General features: G+C 66.3%; 23 protein-coding genes. 15 read left to right on the forward strand and 8 right to left on the reverse strand.

All coding sequences use genetic code 11. From position 1 onward, the window contains the following. Positions 1-115 precede the first annotated feature (115 nt). Positions 116-553, forward strand: coding sequence for a CopD family copper resistance protein (locus UU7_RS08930; RefSeq protein WP_007807505.1), 438 nt, complete (start codon positions 116-118; stop codon positions 551-553). Positions 554-579: 26 nt separating this feature from the next. Beyond that, on the forward strand, positions 580-1,080 hold the full coding sequence (gene tpx / locus UU7_RS08935) for a thiol peroxidase (RefSeq protein ID WP_007807508.1): 501 nt from the start codon (positions 580-582) through the stop codon (positions 1,078-1,080). A 63-nt stretch (positions 1,081-1,143) separates the two neighbouring features. Here the strand turns inward: tpx and UU7_RS08940 are convergent, their stop codons facing one another. Together UU7_RS08940 and azu are read right to left on the reverse strand one after the other, a co-directional pair. Next, positions 1,144-1,551 carry a group III truncated hemoglobin gene (locus UU7_RS08940; RefSeq protein WP_007807510.1) on the reverse strand — a complete coding sequence of 136 codons (408 nt, stop codon included), beginning with the start codon at positions 1,549-1,551 and terminating at the stop codon, positions 1,144-1,146. Positions 1,552-1,652: 101 nt separating this feature from the next. Beyond that, positions 1,653-2,099, reverse strand: coding sequence for an azurin (gene azu, locus UU7_RS08945; RefSeq protein WP_040673172.1), 447 nt, complete (start codon positions 2,097-2,099; stop codon positions 1,653-1,655). A gap of 143 nt (positions 2,100-2,242) precedes the next feature. Here azu and fdxA point away from each other — a divergent pair, with 143 nt between their 5' ends. Together fdxA and UU7_RS08955 are read left to right on the forward strand one after the other, a co-directional pair. After that, complete coding sequence (gene fdxA / locus UU7_RS08950) at positions 2,243-2,566, forward strand: ferredoxin FdxA (RefSeq protein ID WP_007807513.1); 324 nt, start codon at positions 2,243-2,245, stop codon at positions 2,564-2,566. A 195-nt stretch (positions 2,567-2,761) separates the two neighbouring features. Beyond that, positions 2,762-5,071 carry a nitric-oxide reductase large subunit gene (locus UU7_RS08955; protein WP_007807515.1) on the forward strand — a complete coding sequence of 770 codons (2,310 nt, stop codon included), beginning with the start codon at positions 2,762-2,764 and terminating at the stop codon, positions 5,069-5,071. A 72-nt stretch (positions 5,072-5,143) separates the two neighbouring features. On the opposite strand, the gene gap is transcribed toward UU7_RS08955, so the two are convergent. Then, the gene (gene gap, locus UU7_RS08960; protein WP_007807517.1) at positions 5,144-6,145 is read right to left on the reverse strand and encodes a type I glyceraldehyde-3-phosphate dehydrogenase; all 1,002 of its coding nucleotides are present in this window, start codon (positions 6,143-6,145) and stop codon (positions 5,144-5,146) included. A gap of 221 nt (positions 6,146-6,366) precedes the next feature. Between gap and UU7_RS08965 the strand changes: the two genes are divergently transcribed. The 4 genes from UU7_RS08965 to UU7_RS08980 all read left to right on the forward strand — a co-directional run bounded on the left by UU7_RS08965 (position 6,367) and on the right by UU7_RS08980 (position 10,417). Further along, complete coding sequence (locus UU7_RS08965) at positions 6,367-7,179, forward strand: S1/P1 nuclease (RefSeq protein WP_007807519.1); 813 nt, start codon at positions 6,367-6,369, stop codon at positions 7,177-7,179. Positions 7,180-7,258: 79 nt separating this feature from the next. Beyond that, a complete protein-coding gene (gene pyk, locus UU7_RS08970; RefSeq protein ID WP_007807522.1) occupies positions 7,259-8,728 on the forward strand; it encodes a pyruvate kinase in 1,470 nt (489 codons plus the stop codon). A gap of 94 nt (positions 8,729-8,822) precedes the next feature. Beyond that, positions 8,823-9,269 carry an energy transducer TonB gene (locus tag UU7_RS08975; protein WP_007807524.1) on the forward strand — a complete coding sequence of 149 codons (447 nt, stop codon included), beginning with the start codon at positions 8,823-8,825 and terminating at the stop codon, positions 9,267-9,269. A 143-nt stretch (positions 9,270-9,412) separates the two neighbouring features. Then, on the forward strand, positions 9,413-10,417 hold the full coding sequence (locus UU7_RS08980; protein ID WP_007807526.1) for a class I fructose-bisphosphate aldolase: 1,005 nt from the start codon (positions 9,413-9,415) through the stop codon (positions 10,415-10,417). Between the two features lie 101 nt (positions 10,418-10,518). On the opposite strand, the gene UU7_RS08985 is transcribed toward UU7_RS08980, so the two are convergent. Then, a complete protein-coding gene (locus UU7_RS08985) occupies positions 10,519-11,118 on the reverse strand; it encodes a porin family protein (RefSeq protein ID WP_007807528.1) in 600 nt (199 codons plus the stop codon). 176 nt (positions 11,119-11,294) lie between these two features. Continuing rightward, entirely contained in the window at positions 11,295-11,942 is a 648-nt protein-coding gene (locus UU7_RS08990; RefSeq protein WP_007807530.1) for an outer membrane beta-barrel protein, read from the reverse strand. 222 nt (positions 11,943-12,164) lie between these two features. Between UU7_RS08990 and tkt the strand changes: the two genes are divergently transcribed. Further along, a complete protein-coding gene (gene tkt / locus UU7_RS08995; protein WP_007807532.1) occupies positions 12,165-14,174 on the forward strand; it encodes a transketolase in 2,010 nt (669 codons plus the stop codon). Positions 14,175-14,236: 62 nt separating this feature from the next. Here tkt and UU7_RS09000 read toward each other — a convergent pair whose 3' ends face one another. Continuing rightward, positions 14,237-14,875 carry an HAD hydrolase-like protein gene (locus UU7_RS09000; RefSeq protein WP_007807535.1) on the reverse strand — a complete coding sequence of 213 codons (639 nt, stop codon included), beginning with the start codon at positions 14,873-14,875 and terminating at the stop codon, positions 14,237-14,239. Beyond that, a complete protein-coding gene (locus UU7_RS09005) occupies positions 14,875-16,059 on the reverse strand; it encodes a phosphoglycerate kinase (protein ID WP_007807536.1) in 1,185 nt (394 codons plus the stop codon). The genes UU7_RS09000 and UU7_RS09005 overlap by 1 nt, the downstream gene beginning before the upstream one ends. 171 nt (positions 16,060-16,230) lie before the next feature. On the opposite strand from UU7_RS09005, the gene maiA reads away from it, so the two are divergent. Continuing rightward, on the forward strand, positions 16,231-16,893 hold the full coding sequence (maiA, locus tag UU7_RS09010; RefSeq protein ID WP_007807538.1) for a maleylacetoacetate isomerase: 663 nt from the start codon (positions 16,231-16,233) through the stop codon (positions 16,891-16,893). A 213-nt stretch (positions 16,894-17,106) separates the two neighbouring features. Here the strand turns inward: maiA and UU7_RS09015 are convergent, their stop codons facing one another. Continuing rightward, positions 17,107-18,219, reverse strand: a complete 1,113-nt coding sequence (locus UU7_RS09015) for a PilT/PilU family type 4a pilus ATPase (protein WP_007807540.1) — start codon at positions 18,217-18,219, stop codon at positions 17,107-17,109. A gap of 85 nt (positions 18,220-18,304) precedes the next feature. On the opposite strand from UU7_RS09015, the gene UU7_RS09020 reads away from it, so the two are divergent. From UU7_RS09020 to glmS, 5 genes are all read left to right on the forward strand, one after another. Then, positions 18,305-18,865 carry a DUF4398 domain-containing protein gene (locus tag UU7_RS09020; RefSeq protein WP_007807541.1) on the forward strand — a complete coding sequence of 187 codons (561 nt, stop codon included), beginning with the start codon at positions 18,305-18,307 and terminating at the stop codon, positions 18,863-18,865. Beyond that, the gene (locus tag UU7_RS09025) at positions 18,862-19,503 is read left to right on the forward strand and encodes a hypothetical protein (RefSeq protein ID WP_007807543.1); all 642 of its coding nucleotides are present in this window, start codon (positions 18,862-18,864) and stop codon (positions 19,501-19,503) included. Before UU7_RS09020 ends, UU7_RS09025 begins: the two co-directional genes overlap by 4 nt. Before the next feature lie 325 nt (positions 19,504-19,828). Further along, positions 19,829-20,056: an HP1242/YdcH family protein gene (locus UU7_RS09030; protein WP_007807544.1), complete on the forward strand. Its 228-nt coding sequence runs from the start codon at positions 19,829-19,831 to the stop codon at positions 20,054-20,056. Between the two features lie 155 nt (positions 20,057-20,211). Next, positions 20,212-21,582, forward strand: a complete 1,371-nt coding sequence (locus UU7_RS09035) for a pyridoxal-phosphate dependent enzyme (RefSeq protein ID WP_007807546.1) — start codon at positions 20,212-20,214, stop codon at positions 21,580-21,582. A gap of 110 nt (positions 21,583-21,692) precedes the next feature. Then, the gene (gene glmS, locus UU7_RS09040; RefSeq protein WP_007807548.1) at positions 21,693-23,522 is read left to right on the forward strand and encodes a glutamine--fructose-6-phosphate transaminase (isomerizing); all 1,830 of its coding nucleotides are present in this window, start codon (positions 21,693-21,695) and stop codon (positions 23,520-23,522) included. The last annotated feature ends 28 nt before the right edge of the window (positions 23,523-23,550 follow it).

The following is a 23,550-nucleotide window of genomic DNA, read 5'->3' on the forward strand; positions in this document are numbered from 1 at the left end:
GCGATAGAAGAAAACCACAGGCTCTGAGCGCGGGGCGGCAACGCGGGTTGATCCATGTCAGCGCGACTTGCGGCGCTCACGCGCAGACTCGGGCGCATGTTTCCGGAGAGTGCGCATGAGTGCCTGGTATCCGTGGGTCGTGCTGTTGCATCTGTCCTGCGCGATCGTCTTCGTCGGCGCGGTGACCTTCGAGGTGGTGGTGCTCGAAGCGCTGCATCGGCATTTCGACATCGCCACCATGCAGCGCATCGAGAAGGCGGTGATGGCGCGGGTGCGCCGTTTCATGCCGGTGGTGGTGATCCTGCTGTTCGTCAGCGGCGGCGTCCTGTTCGATATCCGCTGCGGCGGGCTGGAGTGCGTCGGCAGCCGCTTCGGCAACTGGCTGCTGCTCAAGGTGCTGCTGGCGTTCGGCGTGCTGGGAGTGTTCGTCAACGCGATGTGGGCGATGCGCAGCGGCAAGATGGACGTCTGTCGCTTCAGGCATACCCATCGCATCGTGCTGGGCTTGATGGTCGGCATCGTGTTCCTGGCCAAGACCATGTTCTACTTGTAGCCATCCATCCAGCAACGAGGTGCACGATGTCCGCAGTCACATTCAAGGGCCAGCCGATCAGCGTCGACGGCCAGTTTCCAGCGCCAGGTTCGACCGCGCCGGCCTTCAGCCTGGTCGGCGGCGACCTGTCCGACGTGACGCTGTCGAGCCATGCCGGCAAGCGCAAGGTGCTGAACATCTTCCCCAGCATCGACACCGGCGTGTGCGCCACCTCGGTGCGCCGCTTCAACGAGCTGGCCGGCCAGCTCGACAACACCGTGGTGCTGTGCATCTCGGCCGACCTGCCGTTTGCGCAGGCGCGCTTCTGCGGCGCCGAAGGACTGGACAAGGTGATCAACCTGTCGCTGATGCGCGGCCGCCAGTTCCTCAACGACTACGGCGTGGCGATCGCCAGCGGACCGCTGGCGGGATTGGCCGCGCGTGCGGTGGTGGTGCTGGACGAACGCGACAAGGTCATCCACGCCGAGCTGGTCAGCGAGATCGGCCACGAACCGGACTACGACGCGGCGTTGAAAGCGCTGGCCTGAGCCAGGTCGCACGGGGTTGTCGCAGGACGGGCAGCGCCCACCCTGTGGCAATCCCGGTTTGCTTCAACGCTCGATGCCGACGATCGGCACGCCGAACGGCTGAGCCTGCGGAGGGAGGCCCAGCCCGTATTTCAGACTGCGGCCGATGCGCTCGGCGTATTCCAGCATCGTGGCGGCGGCGGTTTCGTCCAGTTCTTCCGCGCAGGTTTCTCGCCACAGCGCCAGCCAGCGGTCGAAGTGTTCGGCGCGGATCGGGTGGGGCCGGTGTGCGCCCATCGGGTTGCCGCGATAGCTGCCGGCACGCAGCGCCACCGAGGCCCAGAACGAGGTGAGCAGGCGCTTGTGCTCGTTCCAGTCATGCACGGCCGCGTTGAAGATCGGGCCGATCTGCGCATCGCGCCGCACCTTCTCGTAGAAGTGGTCGACCAGCCTGGCCAGGGCGGTTTCATCGAGGGTCGACTGCGGGTTCATGCGGGACATGGTAGATCCGTGCGTGGAGCGCTGCGTGATGCCGGCACCAACAAAAAACGCACCCGGCCATGGCGGCCGGATGCGTCGCTGGTCCAAGGAGCTTACTGGCCCAGGCTCAAGGTGCCCTTCATCAGCGCGGCATGGCCGGGGAAGGTGCAGAAGAACGCGTACTGCTCGCCGGCCTTCAGCTTGGCCACGTCGATGGTGGCGACATCGGATTCGCCGCCGCCGATCAGCTTGGTGTGCGCGATGATGCGCGCGTCACCCGGCTTTTCGTAGCTGCTGCCCGCGCCGGCCTTCATGCCGTCGGAAATCACGCCCGCTTCGTCGCTGGCGTGCGACAGCACCCAGTTGTGCCCCATCGCGGTGGCCGGCAGCTTGCCGGTGTGCTTCAGGGTGACCTTGAACGACTTGCAGGTCTTGGGTACGGTGATCGTCTTGGTGTTGTACTGCATGGCGTCGTTCGCCTCGACCGTGGTCGCGCATTCGGCGGCCATCAGCGGAGTGGACAGCAGGCCGAGCAGGGCAATGGCAATCAGTTTGCGCATCATGGGTTGCTCCTTGGGGAAGTTGGGAATCGGGTGAATTCTGCGATGGCGGTGCGTCATCGGCACTGACCTGGATCATGGCTTTCGCACTATCCGTCCCGGACACTCTAGCGACACACCGGCAGGCGTCGGAAGGAGGCAAGATGACGCACGTCGTCACCGAAAACTGCATCAACTGCAAGCACACCGATTGCGTCGAGGTGTGTCCGGTGGACTGCTTTCACGCCGGTCCCAATTTCCTGGTGATCGACCCGGACGAATGCATCGACTGCACGTTGTGCGTGGAGGAGTGCCCGGTCGGCGCGATCTTCCCCGGGCTCGACGTGCCGGCGGGGCAGGAGATCTTCATGTCGATCAACGCCGAGCTGGCGCGCGAATGGCCGGTGCTGACCAGCAAGATCCCGGCGATGGAGGACGCCGCGAAGTGGGACGGAGTGCCGGACAAGCTGCCGCTGCTGCAACGCTGACCTCGTTGGCTCCGCGCCGATACGGGCGACGCGAAAAGAAAAGGTTTATGGTGGGACGGCTCGGCGCGACGGCAGGGGAGTGGGGTCGTCGCATCGATGCTTGCGCGCGGGCCCAACCGGCATGGTCATGCTCATGATCATGCGATCTTTCGTCGCATCGGCCCGCATTCTCTCGCCTTGCCGGAGAAAGTAGCGATGAATGAAGCCGCACAACCCTTGACCGAAGACGATACCGAGTTGTCGCCGTGGTGGCTGCGAACGGTGGCGCTGGTGATGGTGATCGGTTTCGCCGGATTGCTTGCCGTCACCTTGCTCGCCTACCGCAATGCGCCACCGATTCCCACACAGGTGGTCGACGCCCAGGGCGGGGTGCTGTTCAGCGGCGACGACATCGGCGATGGCCAGGCGGTGTTCCTCAAGTACGGGCTGATGGACAACGGCAGCATCTGGGGACACGGCGCCTACCTGGGGCCCGACTACTCTGCCGAGGCGTTGCATCGGCTGGGCGAAGACACCGCCGCGGCGATTGCCGGCACGCAGTACGGGAAACCGGTGGCTGCGCTGGATGCCCGGCAGCAGGCCGCGGTGCATGCCGAAACGGCGGTGACCCTGAAAGCCAACCGCTACGACGCGCAGAGCGGCGTGCTGCGGCTGATAGAACCCGAGGCCGTCGCCTACCGGCGGCAGGTTGCCTACTGGACGGATTATTTCAGGGACTCGACGAAGAATGGCGGGCTCAAGCCGAACCTGATCACCGACCCCGCGGAGCTGCACCAGTTCACCGCCTTCGTGACCTGGGCGGCGTGGGCTTCGGTGGCGACGCGGCCCGGCACGGATGCGTCGTATACCAACAACTTTCCCTACGACCCGAGCGTGGGCAACGTGGCCACCGGCAGCGCACTGCTGTGGAGCGCGCTGAGCCTGCTGGTGCTGCTGGCGGGCATCGCGACCGTGCTGCTGGCATTCGGCAAGTTCGACTACCTCGGCTGGATCAGTCGCGGCCATCACGTGCACCCGCAGCTGCTGCCGGGTCAGTCCAGCCGGGGGCAGCGTGCGCTGGTGAAGTTCTTCGTGGTGGTGGCGCTGCTGTTCCTGATGCAGACCCTGGTCGGCGGCGGCGTGGCGCATTTCCGTGCCGATCCGGGCAGCTTCTACGGTTTCCAGCTGGAGAACATCTTCCCCAGCAACCTGCTGCGCACCTGGCATCTGCAAACCGCGATCTTCTGGATCGCCACGGCATATGTGGCTGCCGCCCTGTTCCTTGGCCGCTCGTTGCGCGCGCCGGATGACGAGCCGCGCTGGCTGGCCGGCTGGGTGCACGTGCTGTTTGCGGCCTTCGTGGTGGTCATCGGCGGCAGCCTGCTCGGGGTCTGGGCCGGCATCGAGCAGAAGCTGGGCAATCTGTGGTTCTGGCTTGGCGACCAGGGCTGGGAGTACCTCGAGCTCGGACGCGTATGGCAATACCTGCTGGTGGTTGGTCTGCTGGTCTGGTTCGCCATCCTGTGGGTGCTGGCGCGACCGCGCGCAGTGGCCAACGTGGCCGCCCGACCGCTGGCGAAAATGTTCATGTTCGCCGCGGTCGCCATTCCGGTGTTCTACGTGCCGGCGTTGTTTTTTGGCGCCAAGACCAATTACACGGTGGTCGATACCTGGCGCTTCTGGATCATCCATCTGTGGGTCGAGGGCTTCTTCGAGTTCTTCGCCACGACCATCGTGGCGCTGACCTTCTATCAACTGGGCCTGACCCGGCGCAACGTGGCTTTGCGCGTGATCTACCTGGACGCCATCCTGTATTTCCTGGGCGGCCTGATCGGCACCGGGCACCACTGGTATTTCACTGGCCACACGAACTTCAACATGTCGCTTTCGGCGCTGTTCTCGGTACTCGAAGTGGTGCCGCTGACCTTGCTGACGCTGGACGCCTGGGACTTCGTGCGCACCACCCGCGGCGATTGCGACGTGTGCGGCAAGGCCGTGGCGGTGCCGCACAAGTGGACGTTCTATTTCCTGATGGCGGTGGGCTTCTGGAACTTCGTCGGCGCGGGCATGTTCGGCTTCTTCCTCAACCTGCCGATCGTCAGCTACTACGAAGTGGGCACGCAGATCACGCCGACCCATGGCCATGCGGCGCTGATGGGCGTGTTCGGCATGCTGGCCGTCGCGCTGATGGTGTTCTGCCTGCGTCAGGCCAGCAGCGACGCGCGGTGGCCCGGTATCGAGAAGTACGTCAGGGTGGCGTTCTGGGGCACCAACATCGGACTGATGCTGATGATCCTGATGAGTCTGTTTCCCAGTGGCGTGATGCAGTTGTGGGACGTGCTGAAGCACGGCTACTGGCATGCGCGCAGCGCCGAGTACGTGGCGATGCCGCGTTCGCACCTGGTCGAATGGCTGCGCCTGCCCGGTGACCTGATCTTCATCGGCTTCGGCGCCATCCCGCTGGTGATCGCTTCGATCAAGGGCTGGCTTGGTGTCCGTGCGGACGCGCGGGCGGAGACACGCTGATTTTCGATCGCACATGAAAAAGCCCGCGCCGACCAGGATCGGCGCGGGCTTCGGTGTCTGCGAATCAGCGGATTACTTCGCGATGACGCGCACCATTTCCAGGCACTTGTTCGAATAGCCCCACTCGTTGTCGTACCAGCTGACCAGCTTGACGAAAGTGCTGTCCAGGGCGATGCCGGCGTCGGCGTCGAACACCGAGGTGCAGGTCTCGCCGCGGAAGTCGGTGGCCACGACCTTGTCTTCGGTATAGCCGAGGATGCCCTTCAACGCGCCTTCCGACTGCGCCTTCATCTCGGCGCAGATCTCGGCGTAGCTGGCGTCCTTTTCCAGCTCGACGGTGAGGTCGACCACCGAGACGTCCGAGGTCGGCACGCGGAAGCTCATGCCGGTGAGCTTCTTGTTGAGCTCGGGGATCACCACGCCGACCGCCTTGGCCGCGCCGGTGGAGGACGGGATGATGTTTTCCAGGATGCCGCGGCCGCCGCGCCAGTCCTTGTTGCTGGGGCCGTCGACGGTCTTCTGGGTGGCCGTGGCCGCGTGCACGGTGGTCATCAGGCCGCGCTTGATGCCCCACTTGTCGTTGAGCACCTTGGCGATCGGCGCCAGGCAGTTGGTGGTGCAGCTGGCGTTGGAGATGATCGCCTCGCCCTTGTAGGTCTTGTCGTTGACGCCGTAGACGAACATCGGCGTGTCGTCCTTGGACGGCGCGGACAGGATCACCTTCTTCGCGCCCGCGTCGATGTGCTTCTGCGCGGTTTCCTTGGTCAGGAACAGGCCGGTGGACTCGATCACCACGTCGGCGTTCACTTCATTCCACTTCAGGTTGGCCGGGTCGCGTTCCTGGGTCAGGCGGATGGTCTTGCCGTTGATCACCAGGTGGCCGTCCACGATCTTCACGTCGCCCTTGAAGCGGCCGTGCACGGAGTCGTAGCTCAGCATGTAGGCAAGGTAGTCCGGCTCCAGCAGGTCGTTGATCGCCACGATCTCGATATCGTTGCCGAAGTTCTGCACGGCAGAGCGCAGCACGTTGCGGCCGATGCGGCCGAAGCCGTTGATGCCGACCTTGATGGTCATGAGTGAACGTCCTCTCTTGGGGATGGCAGGCAAGGCCGCGGCGGCGGCCGGGAAACCGCCATTTTACAGCCAATCCGCCCGGGTTGCCCGACCGCCGCGGCAGGCCGGGCGAGGCCGGATGGCATGGCACCGGCTGGCGCCGTGCACGGGGCACGGCGAGCGGCAAAAAGCCGCAGCCGTCTGTGGCATGCTGCGGACATCATTCCGCCGGATCAACCACCATGAGCTTCGCCCGCCGCGCCGCCGTCTTTCTGGCCTGTCTCGTCATCGCGCCGGCACAGGCATGGGGGCCGCTGGGTCACAGCGTGGTGGCCGAACTGGCGCAGCGCCACCTGAGTCCCGCCGCCGAAGCCGAGGTCGTGCGCCTGCTGGCGCCGGAGCACACCAGTTCGCTGGCCGACATCGCCAACTGGCCGGACCAGATGCAGGACGATCCGGCGATGGCGGCCTTGTGGAAGCAGACCCGCGGCCAGCACTACATCAATTTCCGCGGCGGCAGCGCCTGCGACTACGTGCCGCCGCGCGATTGCGGCAAGGGCAACTGTGTGGTGTCGGCCCTGCAGTATTACGTCGGCGTGCTGGGCGACCGCAGCCAGAGCGACAAGGCGCGGCGCAACGCGCTGAAATTCGTGGTGCATTTTGTCGGCGACATCCACCAGCCGCTGCATGCCGGCTATCGCGACGACAAGGGTGGCAACACCTTCCAGGTGCAGTTCGAGGGCAAGGGCAGCAACCTGCACAAGGTGTGGGATTCGAGCATGCTCTACAGCCGCGACCTGGACTGGCAGCAGTACGCGGAGCGGCTGGATTCCGCCGTGCCGGTCGCGCTGCCCGCGCCGATCGCCCCGCTGGACAACCCCTACGCCCAGTGGGCCGAGGAATCCTGCCGGATCACCGCCGAGCCGGGCTTCTATCCGTCCGGGCATGCGATCGACAAGGCCTACGTCCGGGCCGAGCTGCCCGAGGCGGAGCTGCGCCTGCGCCAGGCCGGCCGTCGGCTGGCGGCGGTACTGAACCTCGCCCTGGGCAAATAGCCGTCCGTCCGCGTCACCGTCTTCATGCATACGAATGCATGGGGGTGGCGCGCTGCCATTCATCTGCTAGCCTCGACCCATGAACGAGAATCCGCTGCGCCGTACCAAGATCGTCGCCACCCTCGGTCCCGCCACCGACGCGCCGGGCATGCTGGCGCGAGTCATCACCGAAGGCGTCAACGTGGTACGCCTGAATCTGTCGCACGGCCAGCCCGATGATCATCGGGCGCGCGCCAATGCGGTGCGTGCCGCAGCCAGCGAAGCCGGTTGCGAGGTGGGCATCCTGGCCGACCTGCAAGGCCCGAAGATCCGCATCGAGACGTTCGCCAACGGGCCGGTGGAGCTGGCCGATGGCGCGCCCTTCGTGCTGGATTGCCGGCCCGATGCGCCGCCCGGCGACGCCTCGCGCGTGGGCGTGAGTTATTACGGCCTGCCCGGCGACGTGCAGGCCGGCGACGTGCTGCTGCTGGACGACGGACTCGTCGCGCTGACCGTGCTGGACGTGGTCGGCGCCGAGGTACGCTGCCAGGTGCTGATCGGCGGCAGGCTGTCCAACCGCAAGGGACTCAACCGCCAGGGCGGCGGACTGTCGGTGACGGCGCTGTCGGACAAGGACAAGTCCGACATCAAGCTGGCCGCCGAGATCGGTGCGGACTTCCTGGCCATCTCCTTCGTCCGTTCGGCCGAGGACATGCACCAGGCGCGCCGCCTGCTGCACGAGGCCGGCGGCAACGCCGCGCTGGTGGCGAAGATCGAGCGCGCCGATGCGATCCCCGTGCTGGGCGAAATCATCGACGCGTCCGACGTGGTGATGGTGGCGCGCGGCGACCTTGGCGTGGAGATCGGCGACGCCGAGCTGCCCGGCCTGCAGAAGAAGATCATCCGCGAGTCGGTGCAGCGCAACCGCGCGGTGATCACCGCCACGCAGATGCTGCAGTCGATGGTGCGTTCGCCGATCCCCACCCGGGCCGAAGTGCTCGACGTGGCCAACGCGGTGATCGACGGCACCGACGCGGTGATGCTGTCGGAGGAAACCGCCGCCGGCGCGCATCCGGACAAGGCGGTGGCCGCGATGCGCCGGATCTGCCTGGGCGCCGAACGCCAGTTCGAGCCGAAGGAGGACCTGACCGCCACCGGCCACATGCTCGATCGCACCGACCAGGCGATCGCGCTGGCCGCGATGATGCTGGCCAGCCAGCTCGACGTGCGGGCGATCGTGGCGCTGACCGAATCCGGCGCCACCGCGCAATGGCTGTCACGCTACGGCAGCGCCGTACCGATCTTTGCCCTGTCGCCGATGGCCGGCTCGCGTCGGCGCATGTTGCTGTTGCGCGACGTGCAGCCGGTGGCGTTCTCCCACGAGGGCCTGACTTCGGTCGCCACCGCACGCTCGGCGGTGCAGCAGTTGTTCGCCCAGGGACGTCTGCAGGAAGGCGATCGCGTGGTGCTGACCCAGGGCGACCACGTCGGCCAGGGCGGGGGGACCAATACGCTGAAGCTGCTTTCGGTCGGCAGCGACGGCATGGTGGAGTGCCTGCGCGACCTGTGATGCTGACGGCTTGCTGTCTGGCCGGGTCGTGCTGACTGTCGCTGAACAAGCGGTCGACTAAACTTGAACTGCCCACCCGTGCTGGAGAAACGCCATGAAGACCCATTTCCGCCCGTTGCGCCAAGGACTGTTGCTGGCATTGGCGCTTGGCGTCGTCGCCCCGGTGTTCGCCCAGGGCCAGGCGCGCAAGATCGACCAGCAGGACCTCTATCGCTACTGGATCCTGCTCAACACCCAGGTGCAGATGGATGTGCCCAATACGGGATTGAACCTGGACAAGCCCGGCTGCGCGGCGGTGACGTATACGGTCGGTTCGGACGGCGTGCCGATGAACGTGCAGGTGGTCAAGGTGGTGCCCAAGAGCGACCTGGGGCCGGTCGCGCGCAGCGCGGTTTCCAACTTCCGCTACGGCCCGTCGCTGAACAACCGCATCGGTGAGCCGGTGGCCACCTATTACATCGTGCCGTTCAACGCGCCCAAGGACCCGGCCCAGCGCCAGCAGCTGATGGATGCCTGCAAGCTGCCCGGCTACACGCCCTGAGGCGGTCGCGGGCCGCTGCGGGGCCGTCTGACGCGCCGGCCGGTGAATCTGGCCTATAATTGCCGTTTTGAACCATGCCGCTTCGTCTTCGAGGCGGCTTCAACCATGTGCGGGCGTGAAGCCGGCCGCACCACGGAGTCGTCATGAGTATTGAAGATCTCGAAAGCATCGCCCTGGCGATGGTCGCGCCCGGCAAGGGCATCATCGCCATCGACGAGTCGACCAACACCATCCGGAAGCGTTTCGAGGCCGTCGGCATCGAGAACACCGAGGAGAACCGTCGCGCCTACCGCGAGCTGCTGCTGACCACGCCGGGCCTGAACGAGCACATCTCCGGCGCGATCCTGTACGACGAGACGATCCGCCAGTCGACCAGGGACGGCGTGCCGTTCACCCAGGTCATGAAGAAGCTGGGCATCATCCCCGGCATCAAGGTCGACAAGGGCCCGCAGCCGCTGGCCGGCTTCCCCGGCGACGTCGTCACCGAAGGCCTCGACGGCCTGCGTGAACGCCTGCAGGAATACGCCAAGCTCGGCGCGCAGTTCGCCAAGTGGCGCGCGGTGATCAACATCACCGAAGAAAACCCCAGCTCCACCGCGATCGAGGCGAACTGCCACGTGCTGGCGCGCTATGCGGCGCTGTGCCAGGAAGCGGGCCTGGTGCCGATGGTCGAGCCCGAAGTGATCATGGACGGCGACCACAGCATCGAGGTCAGCTACGAAGTGCACGAGGCCGTGCTGCGCAGCCTGTTCAACGCGCTGTACGAGCAGAATGTGATGCTGGAAGGCACCATCCTGAAGATCAGCATGGTCATCCCGGGCAAGGACTCGGACGAGCAGGTCGACGTCGAGGAAGTGGCCGAGGCCACCGTGCGCGTGCTGAAGTCCACCGTGCCGGCCTCGCTGCCGGGCATCGTGTTCCTTTCCGGCGGCCAGACCGACGAGCAGTCCACCGCCCACCTCAACGCGATGAACCAGATCGGTCCGCATCCGTGGCCGCTGTCGTTCTCCTACGGCCGCGCGATGCAGCAGGCCGCGCTGAAGCTGTGGGCGAAGGACATGAAGGCGAACTACGCCGACGCCCAGAAAACCGTGCACGCCCGCGCCCGTGACAACGGGCTGGCGGCGCTGGGTCAGTGGAAGGGCTGAGGTCGAATTCCCGCGATCGTCGGTGATCGCGGGAAGCAGCACGCTACAAAGAGAACGGGCGCCTCGCGGCGCCCGTTTTTTTACCTTGAGCCGACAACCGATCAGAAGCGATATTCGGCGCTGACCGAGACCATGTCGGTGCTGAGGTCCACGCGGTCCTTCTTCGCGTCGTAGTAGTCGTAGTTCAGGCCGACACTGACGTTGTTGCTGAAGTCGTAACCCACGCCGGCACCGGCGTACCAGCTGGTGTCGTCCAGGCCCTTGCGAACCGGGTTGGCGTCGTTGCTGAGGCCGTGGCCCTTCCAGCCGTAGATGCCGCCACGGGCGCTGACGTACCAGTTCGGGGTGACATTGAAGTGGCCGTTGACGCCGGCCGTCCAGCCGTGCAGCTGCGACTTGCCATCCTCGACCACCGGCTGGCTGTTGAAGATGTTCTTGGCGTGGATGTTGCCCAGATCGTTGTAACCGACCTCGGCGCCCAGCGCGACCGACGGGCTCACCGCCCAACGGTAACCGCCGTTGATGCCATAGCCGGTGTCGTTGTCGTCGTACGCACCATGGTTGATCGAGGTCTGGCCGACGTTGCCGTTGATGAACCAGCCGTCATTGTGGGTGGGCGCGCTCTGCGCGAACACGGCGGGGCCGGCGAACACGCCAGCAGTGGCCAGGGCGAGGGCGATCAGGGTCTTGTTCATTTTCATGGAGCTTCTCCAGTTTGTTGTCATGGCAGTCGGCCCGATGGGGGAATGGCCGCTGCTGGTGGTGCGCTGTCCAAGGTGGCCGGCGACACGGAGACTTAGATGGGTCGGGCCGGGAAAGATTCAATACCGATTAGTTCAGTATTAAGCCAGCGTTAACGAAAACGGTTCGGGACGGATCAGAAGCGGTACTCGGCGGTCAGCGAGGCCGTGTCCGAGGTCAGGCCGACCCGATCCTTGTTGGCGCGGTAGTAGTCGTACGACAAGCCCAGGCTGAAATGCGGGTTGAAGTCGTAGCCCGTGCCCACGCCGGCATACCAGTCGACCTGGTCGAGGTCATGCCGGTTGATGTCCTGGTTGGCGTAGCCGTGGCCCTTCCAGCCATACACGCCGGCCCGGCCGCTGACATACAGCCCCTGCCACACGTTGATCTTGCCGTTGACCCCGGCGGTCCAGCCGCGCAGCGCGTTGCGGCGGTCGGTCAGGTTGACGTCGTTGCTGTTGAAGGCGTTCTTCAGCTTGAAGTTGCCCAGGTCGTTGTAGCCGACCTCCACGCCGAGGCCGACATCCGGGCCGACCTTCCAGCGGTAGCCGCCGTTGATGGCGTAGGTCGTCGGGTGGTCGTTGTAGGGGCCGACGCGCATATGGGCCTGGCCGACACTGCCGTTGAGGAACCAGTTGCCGCCGCCGATTGGCTGGCCGGGCTGGAAGTTGCCGCTGGTGGCGGCGTCGGTCGTGCCGGTCGTGGACTGGATGTCCTGGGCAAAGACCGGGACTGTGCAAAGTGCAGTGGTGGTGATGGCGAGTGCGAATAGATGCTTGTTCATGGGGATTCCTCTTCTTTGATCCGGACCACGGCGCGTTCAGCGAAACGCACGGGTCGGGCAGCGCTCGGGGATGGCGCTGCGGGCACATTGATAGTGGGTCGAGACTGAAGCTTGCCGAACCGTGGGGTGTCGGGGTTAAGCGGTGATTAATCGGAAAGCCGCAGACGACAGCGCACGGTCGATCGGCGACAATAGATGTTTTGCACCCGCCGGAGACTGCCGATGACCACCCGCCGCGAACTCGCCAACGCCGTGCGCGCCCTTGCCATGGACGCCGTGGAGGCGGCCAAGTCCGGTCATCCGGGCATGCCCATGGGCATGGCCGACATCGCCGAGGTGCTGTGGAACGATTTCCTGAAGTTCAATCCGGCCAACCCCAAGTGGTTCAACCGCGATCGCTTCGTGCTGTCCAACGGTCACGGCTCGATGCTGCAGTACGCGCTGCTGCACCTGACCGGCTTCGACCTGCCGATGGAGCAGCTGAAGCGCTTCCGCCAGCTGCATTCGAAGACTGCCGGCCATCCGGAAGCCAGCGAAACGCCGGGAGTGGAAACCACCACCGGCCCGCTGGGCCAGGGCCTGGCCAACGCCGTCGGCTTCGCGCTGGCGGAGAAGGTGCTGGCGGCGCACTTCAACCGTGACGGCCACGAAGTGGTCGATCACCACACCTACGTCTTCCTCGGCGACGGCTGCCTGATGGAGGGCATCTCGCACGAAGTCGCCTCGCTGGCCGGCACCTGGCAGCTGGGCAAGCTGGTGGCGATCTATGACGACAATGGCATCTCGATCGACGGCGAAGTGCACGGCTGGTTCACCGACGACACTCCGGCGCGCTTCGAGGCCTACGGCTGGAACGTGATCCGCGGCGTCGACGGGCACGACGCCGAGGCGATCAGCAAGGCGATTGCTGCCGCCACGGCGCAGCACGACAAGCCCACCCTGATCTGCGCGAAGACCATCATCGGTTTCGGCGCGCCGCACAAGCAGGGCAAGGAAGAAAGCCACGGCGCCCCGCTGGGCAAGGACGAGATCGCCGCCGCCCGCGAACAGCTGGGCTGGAAGTACGCCCCGTTCGAAATCCCGACCGAGATCTACGCCGGCTGGGATCACAAAAAGTCAGGTAATGAGGCCGAGCAGGGCTGGAACGACGCGTTCGCGAAGTACGCCGCCGCGCATCCGGAGCTGGCCGCCGAGTTCAAGCGCCGCCTCGCCGGCGAGCTGCCCGCCGACTGGGCGGAAAAGTCACAGGCGTATATCGCGAAATTGCAGGCCGAGGGCCCGGAAGTGGCCTCGCGCAAGGCCTCGCAGATGACGCTGGACGCGTTCGGCCCGCTGCTGCCCGAGCTGATCGGCGGCTCGGCCGACCTGGCCGGCTCCAACCTCACCAAGTGGAAGGGCAGCCTCGATGCCGGCAATGGCGACAGCGCCGGCGGCAAGGGCAACTACGTCTACTACGGCGTGCGCGAGTTCGGCATGACCGCGATCGCGAATGGTCTTGCCCTGCACGGCGGCTTCATCCCGTACGACGCGACCTTCCTGGTGTTCTCCGACTACGCGCGCAACGCGGTGCGCATGAGCGCGCTTATCCCGGCGCACGCGATCCACGTCTATACCCACGACTCGATCGGCCTGGGCGAGGACGGTCCGACCCACCAGCCGGTCGAGCACATGGCCAGCCTGCGCTACATCCCGAACAACCAGTTGTGGCGTCCGTGCGACGCGGTGGAATCGGCCGCGTCGTGGAAGGCGGCGATCGAGCGCAAGGGCGCGCCGTCGTGCCTGATCTTCTCGCGGCAGAACCTCAAGCATCAGCAGCGCAGCGAGCAGCAGGTCGCCGACATCCAGCGCGGCGGCTACGTGCTGTCCGATCCGCTGGACACGAAGTTCCAGGCCATCCTGATCGCCACCGGCTCGGAAGTGGAACTGGCCATGGAAGCCTCGCGCGCGCTGGCCCAGCAGGGCGTGGCCGTGCGCGTGGTGTCGATGCCGTGCACCGAGGTGTTCGACGCGCAGCCACTGGAATACCGCGAAGGCGTGCTGCCCGGTTGGTGCCGAGCCCGCGTGGCGGTGGAAGCGGCGACCGCCGACTTCTGGTGCAAGTACGTGGGCCTGGACGGCGAGGTCATCGGCATGACCACGTTCGGTGCCTCCGCGCCGGCGCCGCAGCTGTTCGAGCACTTCGGTTTCACCGTGTCGCACGTGATCGATGCAGTGAAGCGCGTCGTGCGCTGAGCGCGGGCTTCTCCACAAAGAAAGCCGCGGCATGCCGCGGCTTTTTTTACGCGCCGGCAAGCTCAGGCGAGCAGCAGCCGGGCCAGGTCGTCCGGTGTCGCCGCGATCGCGCTGGCGCCGGCCTGCTCCAGTTCCTCGCGGTTGCCGAAGCCCCACAGCACGCCGAAGCCGCGCACGCGGTTGGCCACTGCGCCGTCGATGTCGAAGTGGCGGTCGCCGATCATCACGGCGTCTGCCGGGTCGCTGTCGAAGTCCGCCAGCGCCTCGGCGATCATCGAGGCCTTCTCGCTGTGTGCGCTGCCCGGATGCGGGCCGTACAGGCGCAGGAAGGCGTCGCCGAAGGGCAGGTGGGCAATGATCGGCGCGGCGTGGCGGTGCGGCTTGCTGGTGACCACGGCCAGTCGGTGACCGGCGCCGAGCAGCCGTTCGATCAGCGCCTCGATGCCCGGATAGATCTCGTGTTCCCGCCAGCCCAGCGTGTTGAAACGCTCGTGGTAGTAATCCACCGCCGCCTCGATCCGCTCGGGATCTTGATCCAGCAAGGGCGCAAAGCTGTGCCGCAGCGGCGGACCGATCCAGCGGCGCAGTTCCTCGTGCGCGGGCGCCGGCACGTCGAGCCGGGCCAGCGCGTGTCTCACGCAGGCGGTGATGCCATGCTCGGAATCGATCAGGGTGCCGTCGAGGTCGAACAGGCAGAGCATTACTTGGCGGCCCGCGCCTTCAATGCGGTGACTGCGGGCAGTTCCTTGCCTTCGAGGAATTCCAGGAACGCGCCGCCGCCGGTGGAGATGTAGGAAACCTGGTCGGCGATGCCGTACTTGTCGACCGCGGCCAGGGTGTCGCCGCCGCCGGCGATCGAGAACGCGTCCGACGCGGCGATCGCGCGGGCCAGGGTCTCGGTGCCCTTGCCGAAGGCGTCGAACTCGAACACGCCGACCGGACCGTTCCACACCACGGTGCCGGCCTTGGCGATCAGCGCGGCGTAGATCTCCGCGGTTTGCGGGCCGATGTCGAGGATCATCTCGTCCGGTCCGACCTGGTCGACCGGTTTCACCGTGGCCGGCGCCTGGGCGGAGAAGGTCGGTGCCACCACCACGTCGACCGGCATCGGCACTTCGGCGCCACGTCGCTTCGCGTCGGCCAGCACCTTCTTCGCCGCGTCGATCAGGTCCATCTCCACCAGCGAGTTGCCGACCGAGTGGCCCATCGCCGCGATGAAGGTGTTGGCGATGCCGCCGCCCACGATCAACTGGTCGACCTTGCCGATCAGGTTGTCCAGCAGGGTCAGCTTGGTCGACACCTTCGAACCGGCCACGATCGCCAGCAGCGGGTGGGCCGGATGTTCCAGCGCCTTGCCCAGCGCGTCGAGCTCGGCGCACAGCAGCGGGCCGGCGGCGGCGACCGGGGCATACCTGATCACGCCGTGGGTCGAGGCCTGGGCGCGGTGTGCAGTGCCGAAGGCATCCATCACGAAGATGTCGCACAGCGCCGCATACTGCTTCGCCAGCGCTTCGTCGTCCTTGCCCTCGCCGACATTCATGCGGCAGTTTTCCAGCAGCACGACCTCGCCGGGGCCGACCTCGACGCCGGCGGCCAGGTAGTCGGAAACCAGCCGCACCGGCTGATCCAGCTTGCCGCCGAGCCACAGCGCCACCGGAGCCAGCGAGGACTCGGCGTCGAACTGGCCTTCCTTGGGTCGGCCCAGGTGCGACATCACCATGACCCGGGCGCCGGCATCGCGGGCGGCCCGGATGGTTGGCAGGGCGGCGTCGAGGCGCTGGGTCGAGGTGATCTGGCCGTGGTCGTCGAACGGCACGTTCAGGTCTTCGCGGATCAGCACGCGCTGGTCGCGCAAATCGAGGTCGCTCATGCGGGTGACGGACACGGCAGGACTCCAGTGGTGGTCGGGGTTCACCGCGAACGGCGGCAGCCGGGTATTGTCCGGTCCCGGTCGTGTCGATGCAAACCGGGGCACCGGCGACGGGGCGTTGCGGGCCGGCCCGGCCCGGGCCACACTGTCGCCTGCTTGCCATCATCGTGCAGAGGGGGACTGCTCATGGCCACCGGTCTGGTGCTCTACAGCTACTGGCGCTCCAGCGCCGCCTATCGCGTGCGCATCGCGCTCAACCTCAAGGGGCTGGAGTACGAAACCCGGCCGGTGCACCTGGTGCAGGACGGCGGTCAGCAGCATGCGCCGGCCTTCCAGGCACTCAACCCGCAGGAAATGGTGCCGTGCCTGCTCGATGGCGATCGGGTGATCACCCAGTCACTGGCGATCATGGAATACCTGGACGAGATGCACCCGGAACTGGAAACGGCCCTGCTGCCGGTGGACGCCCGCGGTCGCGCCCAGGTCAGGGCGCTGGCGATGGCGGTCACCTGCGACATCCATCCATTGGGCAACCTGCGTGTCCTGCAACAGCTGGAAGCCGAATTCGGGGCCAGCGAGGAACAGCGCGCGACCTGGTCGCGGCACTGGATGGCCGTGGGTTTCAAGGCGATCGAGGAGCAGCTGTCCGACAGCGCCGCGACGGGCCGCTATTGCCACGGCGAGACGCCGAGCATGGCCGACGCCTGCCTGATTCCGCAGGTATACAACGCGCTGCGCTGGAAACTGCCGATGGACGACTACCCCACCATCGCGCGCATCCACCGCGCCTGCAACGAGCTGGAAGCCTTCCAGCGGGCTGCGCCGGAGGCTCAGCCGGACGCGCCTTGAGAACGTGCAGGAGCGCACCTTGTGCGCGATCGCTTTGTCGGGGGTGGGGATCTGCCGCAACCGTGACCCCTCATCCGACCCTTCGGGCCACCTGCATTCGGGCCATCCTTGGCCCTCACCCTTCGGGCGGCTGTCGCCGTGCAAATCGGCAATCCTGCCGATTTGTCTCCCCGGCGGGGAGAAGGGGTTTTGCGGCGGCCATGGGGCGCTTTTCTAGAAGCCCATCCCGTACGGGTCGTTGCCGGCCAGTTCCTCGTCGCTGGTGCCGCCTTCGGCCAGGCGGATCTTCAGGGCCAGGCCGTCGCGCGAGTCGGACTTGTTGAGCGCTTCGTCCAGGTCCACGCGGCCTTCCTTGTACAGGCGGTAGAGCGACTGGTCGAAGGTCTGCATGCCTTCCTGCAGGCTGCGGTCCATCGCCTCCTTGATCTCGTGGGTCTGGCCGCGGCGGATCATGTCGCGGATCAGCGGGGTGTTCAGCAGCACCTCGGCGGCGGGAATGCGCCGGCCGTCCTTGCCGATCACCAGGCGCTGGCTGATCACCGCGCGCAGGTTCAGCGCCAGGTTCATCAGCACGTTCTTGTGCGCCGATTCGGGGAAGAAGTTGAGGATGCGTTCCAGCGTCTGGTCGGCGTTGTTCGAGTGCAGCGTGGCCAGGCACAGGTGGCCGGTCTCGGAGAAGGCGATCGCCGCTTCCATGGTGTCGGTGTCGCGGATCTCGCCGATCATGATCACGTCCGGCGCCTCGCGCATCGCGTTCTTCAGGGCCTCGTGATAGGTGTGGGTGTCCAGGCCCACCTCGCGCTGGTTGACGATCGACTTCTTGTGCCGGTGCAGGTACTCGATCGGATCCTCGATGGTGAGGATGTGGCCGGAGGAATTCGTGTTGCGGTGGTCGAGCATCGCCGCCAGCGTGGTCGACTTGCCCGAGCCGGTGGCGCCGACCACCAGGATCAGGCCGCGCGGCTCCATGATCAGGTCGCGGAAGATCTTCGGCAGCTGCAGCTGCTCGATGCTGGGAATCTCGCTCTTGATCGCGCGGATCACCATGCCCACTTCGCCGCGCTGCTTGAACACGTTGATGCGGAAGCGCCCGGCTTCCTTCACCGCCAGCGCCATGTTCAATTCAAGGTCGCGCTCGAACTGGGGCACCTGGCCTTCGTCCATCAGCGAGTAGGCGATCTTCTTGACCATGCCGCTGGGAAGGCCGGTATTGCCCAGCGGATACAGTTTGCCCTCGACCTTGATATTCACCGGGGCCCCCGTGGACAGGAACATGTCCGACGCGCCCTTGTCTACCATAAGCTTGAGGAAGTAACCGATGTCCACGAAAAACCCCTAGTTTGCGAAATGCGCGTTGCAATGATGGATTATGCCCGCCCACAATACGCTGCGACACACCATGAGGAATGTGATGCACATCTTTTCCCTGCCGGCCGGACATTTCCGGCCCGGCCGCACCGTCCTGATCGCCCTGGTCCTGGCCCTGTTCGTGGCTGGCTGCGCCTCGGTGCCGCCGCCCAATGACTCGATGAACATGGCCCAGACCCAGCTGCAGATGGCTCGCGACGCCGGCGCGGCCGATTATGCGCCGGTGGACCTCGGGTTTGCCCAGGACAAGTTCCAGCTGGCGCAGTCGGCCATGGCCGAACGCAAGTACGCCGACGCGGCGAACCTGGCAGAGGAATCCCGCGCCGACGCGGAACTGGCCCAGGCCAAGGCCCGCCTGGGCGCAGCGCGCGCCCAGATCCAGAGCAAGATGCAGGAAAACAGCCGCCTGCGGGCCCAGGGCGAGGCTGCGGCCGCCGCGGCGCAGGCGCCTGCGCCGGCGCCACCGGCCAGCAACGCCCAGCCCACCGAAGACATGCCGGCACCGCCGTCCTCGGCGCTGTCCGCGCCGGCCGGTGACGGTTTCCAGACCGTGCCGGACAACGCACAACAGCCTGCGGTGGACCCCGCGGGAGGTCAGCCATGAGGCATTCCGCCATCATCCTCGCCACCCTCGCGCTGGCGTTGGCTACGCTGGGTTCGGCCCATGCCCGCCAGGACGACATCGACATCAACCGCCTGACCGGCAGCCTCAACCAGCTCGCCAGCGATCCCAGCCTTGGCGCCTACGCCCAGGCCGAACAGGCCCGTGCCCGCGACGCCATCAACCGGCTGGCCCAGGCCGGCTCGCGCGAACGGCCGCATGCGCTCTATCTGGCCGAGCGTCGCGTCGACCTGGCCAAGACTGCCGCCCAGGTGCAGGACGCCCAGGTCAAGCTGACCCAGCTCGACCGCGAACACGACCAGATCCTGCTGGACAACAGTCGCCGTGATGCGGAGCTGGCCCGGCGCGAGCTGGAGCGGCAGCGCCTGCAATACCAGCTGGCGCAGGAGGAGGCGGCCCGGCTGCAGGCGCAAGGGCTGGAGTATTCGCAGGCGGCCGACCAGGCCCGGGCCGAAGCGGATCGGGCGAAGAAGCTGGCTGCGGCGCAGAGCAAGGTGGCACGCGCCGCCAAGCGGCAGGCCGAGCTGGCGGCCCAGGCCGCCAAGGCGTTGCGCTCGCAGATGGAAAGCGCGGACAAGCCTTCCGCGACCGATGCCAAGCCGTCCGGCCAGCATCGCTGAGCGGTCGTTTCCGAACCCCGTTAGGGTCGCGGAAGAAAGTCGTTGAGTGGATGTAAAAGACTGTTTTGGCAGTTTTTTACGGAACTTTCCACGCTTCTCGAAAGTGCCCTCGAAACGCTTGCACCCCCTCTGGCGGGGGAGTAGGGTCAAAGTCCCACGGGGCATCCCGACCCCGTGGGTCATTGACCGAACCATGCACGCATTCCTCGCTTCGAAAGCTTCCTCCGCATCCGGGATTCCGGCGCGGATCGAGGGTGCGCGCCCCGGTTCACCGTCTGCGGACGGCCGGTAGCGTCCGCACGTCAACTCGCGAGGAGGTCGGACCATGTTTGAAAACCAGCAGCGTGATGATGTCGAGGCATTGATGAAGGCCGATGCGGAATTCCGGCGGCTTTACCAGCATCACAGGGAACTCGACAGCAAGGTGCACGACGCCGACATCGGCGTGCTGCCCATCGACGACATGACCCTGGCCAGCATGAAGAAGGAAAAACTGCTGGCCAAGGCCCGACTCGAACGCATGTGGGCAGACCGGGCGCATCTCGTCCACTGAACTCGGTTGTTCGCGAACGCGGCCCCGGGCCCTTCCGCCAGACGGAAAGGGTGCCGGGGCCGCCGCGTTTGCACTGTCCGCTGCGGGCGCTCGGGTATCATGGCCCTCTTGTCGCGACGGTCTTCATCCCGTCGCAACCACATCACGGAGCCCCCATGACGGTTCACCAGAGCGTTCTTGAATTGATCGGCCGCACCCCGATGGTCCGCACCCAGCGCCTGGACACCGGCCTGTGCCAGCTGTTCCTCAAGCTGGAGAGCGCCAACCCCGGCGGCTCGATCAAGGATCGCATCGGCCTGTCGATGATCGAGGGTGCCGAGAAGGACGGCCGCATCCGCCCGGGCGACATCCTGGTCGAAGGCACCGCCGGCAACACCGGCCTTGGCCTGGCCCTGGTGGCGCAGGCCAAGGGCTACCGCCTGATCCTGGTGGTGCCGGACAAGATGAGCCGCGAGAAGATCTTCAACCTGAAGGCGATGGGCGCCGAGGTGGTGCTGACCCGTTCCGACGTGGCCAAGGGTCACCCCGAGTATTACCAGGACATGGCCGAGCGGATCGCCCGCGAGACGCCCGGCGCGTACTTCATCAACCAGTTCGGCAACCCCGACAACCCGGCCGCGCACATCGCCACCACCGGGCCCGAAATCCTCGAGCAGATGGACGGCCAAGTCGACGCGATCGTGCTCGGCTGCGGTTCGTCCGGCACGCTGAGCGGCCTGTCGAAATTCTTCGCCGAGCACTCGCCGCAGACCGAACTGGTGCTGGCCGACCCGGTCGGTTCCATCCTTGCCGAATACATCAACGAGGGCACGCTCTCGACCAAGTCGGCCAGCTGGATGGTCGAAGGCATCGGCGAGGACTTCCTGCCGGGCATCAGCGACTTCACCCGGGTGAAGAAGGCCTACGCGATCCCCGACAAGGAAAGCTTCCTCACCGCCCGCGAGCTGCTGGCGAAGGAAGGCGTGCTGGGCGGCTCGTCCACCGGCACCCTGCTGGCCGCGGCGCTGCGCTACTGCCGCGAGCAGACCACGTCGAAGCGCGTGGTGACCCTGGTCTGCGACACCGGCAACAAGTATCTGTCCAAGCTGTACAACGACTACTGGATGCTCGACAACGGCTTCATCGAGCGCGAGCAGCACGGCGACTTGCGCGACCTGCTGCTGCGCCCGTTCGCCCAGCGCGACACCGTGGTGGTCGGCCCCAATGAATTGCTGATCACCGCCTACAACCGCATGAAGCTGTACGACGTGTCGCAGCTGCCGGTGATGGACGGCCGCAAGCTGGTGGGCATCGTCGACGAGTCGGACGTGCTGATGCACGTGCACGCCGACGAGTCGCGTTTCCGCGATTCGGTGTCGAGCGCCATGATCACCAGCCTGCAGAAACTCGACGTGCGCTCGCCGGTCGAGTCGCTGCTGCCGGTGTTCGAGCGCGGCCATGTGGCCATCGTGGTCGACGGCGACGACTTCCTCGGCCTGATCACCCGCATCGACCTGCTGAACTGGTTGCGTCGCAAGGTGAACTGATGACCCGGCCCGCCACATGCCCGAAAGGCTGCAGTCAGGTCGCACACGCATAATCACTCATCCCCCGACGGGGCCGGAGGTCCCGTCTTTCACCCAAGGAAACCTGCTCGATGTGTGGAATTGTTGCTGCCGTTGCCCAGCGTGATGTCGCGCCGCTGCTGATCGCAGGCCTGAAGGCGCTCGAATACCGGGGTTACGACTCGTCCGGCGTGGCCGTGATCGATCGCGGCGAGATCCGGCGGGCGCGCGCCAAGGGCAAGGTGCGCGAAATGGAGGCGCTGTACCTGGCCGATCCGCTGCCCGGCGGCACCGGCATCGCGCATACGCGCTGGGCCACCCACGGCGTGCCCAGCGAGGCGAACGCGCATCCGCACATGGCCGGACGCATCTCCATCGTGCACAACGGCATCATCGAGAACTACGCCAGCCTGCGCGCCGAACTGCAGGCGGGTGGCCACGTGTTTACCTCGGACACCGACACCGAAGTGATGGCGGCGCTGATCGACCGGCGCTACGCGGCGGGCGTGAGTCTGCGCGAGGCAGTGCTGGCCACCGTGCGCGAACTGGAAGGTGCCTACGCGATTGCCGTGCTCAGCAGTGAAGAACCCGACCGTGTGGTCGGTGCACGTCGCGGCGCGCCGCTGCTGGTCGGCCTCGGCATCGGCGAGAACTTCCTGGGCTCCGATGCGCAGGCGCTGATCCAGGTCACCAACAAGATGCTCTATCTCGACGAGGACGACGTGGTCGAGATCACCCGCGACCACGTGCAGGTATTCGGCCTGGACGGCACGCCGGTGGAGCGTGAGGTGCACGAGAGCGAGCTGTCGAAGGATGCGGTCGAGCGGGGTGAATACCGCCACTACATGCAGAAGGAGATCTTCGAGCAGCCGCGTGCGGTGGCCGACACGCTGGAGGCGCGCATTGGCCCGCATGGCGTGCTGCCGAACATCTTCGGCATCGACAGCGACGCGCTGCTGCAAGCCACCCGCGGCCTGCACATCATCGCCTGCGGCACCAGCTACCACGCCGGCCTCGTCGCCAAGTACTGGATCGAGGAATTCGCGCGCCTGCCGGTCAGCGTGGAAGTGGCCAGCGAATTTCGTTATCGCGAGGCGGTGGTGCCGAGCGGCACGCTGTTCGTCGCCATCTCCCAATCCGGCGAAACCGCCGACACGCTGGCCGCGATGCGCGAGTCGGGTCGCCGCGGTTATCTGGGCACCCTGGTCATCTGCAATTCGCCCGAATCCTCGCTGGTGCGCGAGGCCGACCTGAAGCTGATGACCCGTGCCGGCCCCGAGATCGGCGTGGCCTCGACCAAGGCCTTCACCACCCAGCTGGCCGGCCTCGCCCTGCTGGCGCTGGAGCTGGCTCGCCGCAACGGGCTCGATGATGCGCGCTACGCCGCGCTGTGCGCCGAGCTGCAGCATCTGCCCCGGGCGATCGAGGACGCGCTGCAGCTGGAGCCGGCGATCATCGAGCTGTCGGCCGAATTCATCCACCGCCAGCACGCCCTGTTCCTGGGTCGCGGCGCGCAATATCCGGTCGCGCTGGAAGGCGCGCTGAAGCTCAAGGAAATCTCCTACATCCACGCCGAAGCCTATCCCGCGGGCGAGCTCAAGCACGGTCCGCTGGCCCTGGTCGACGAGAACATGCCGATCGTGGCGGTGGCGCCGAACGGCCCGCTGCTGGACAAGCTGAAGTCCAACCTGCAGGAGGTGCGTGCCCGCGGCGGTCGCCTGATCGTGTTCGCCGACGGTGCCGCCGGCATGGACGACATGGCCGCCCACGGCACGATGCTGCGCGTGGAATCCGGCGGCAGCTTCATTGCCCCGGCGGTGTTCACCGTGCCGCTGCAGCTGCTGGCCTACCACGTGGCCGTGCTGCGCGGCACCGACGTCGACCAGCCACGCAACCTGGCCAAGTCGGTCACCGTCGAGTAATTCCGCGCTTCACCCCGGCACGGGATGT

It is taken from the genome of Rhodanobacter spathiphylli B39 (genome assembly GCF_000264295.1).
GTDB classification, from domain to species: Bacteria; Pseudomonadota; Gammaproteobacteria; order Xanthomonadales; family Rhodanobacteraceae; genus Rhodanobacter; species Rhodanobacter spathiphylli.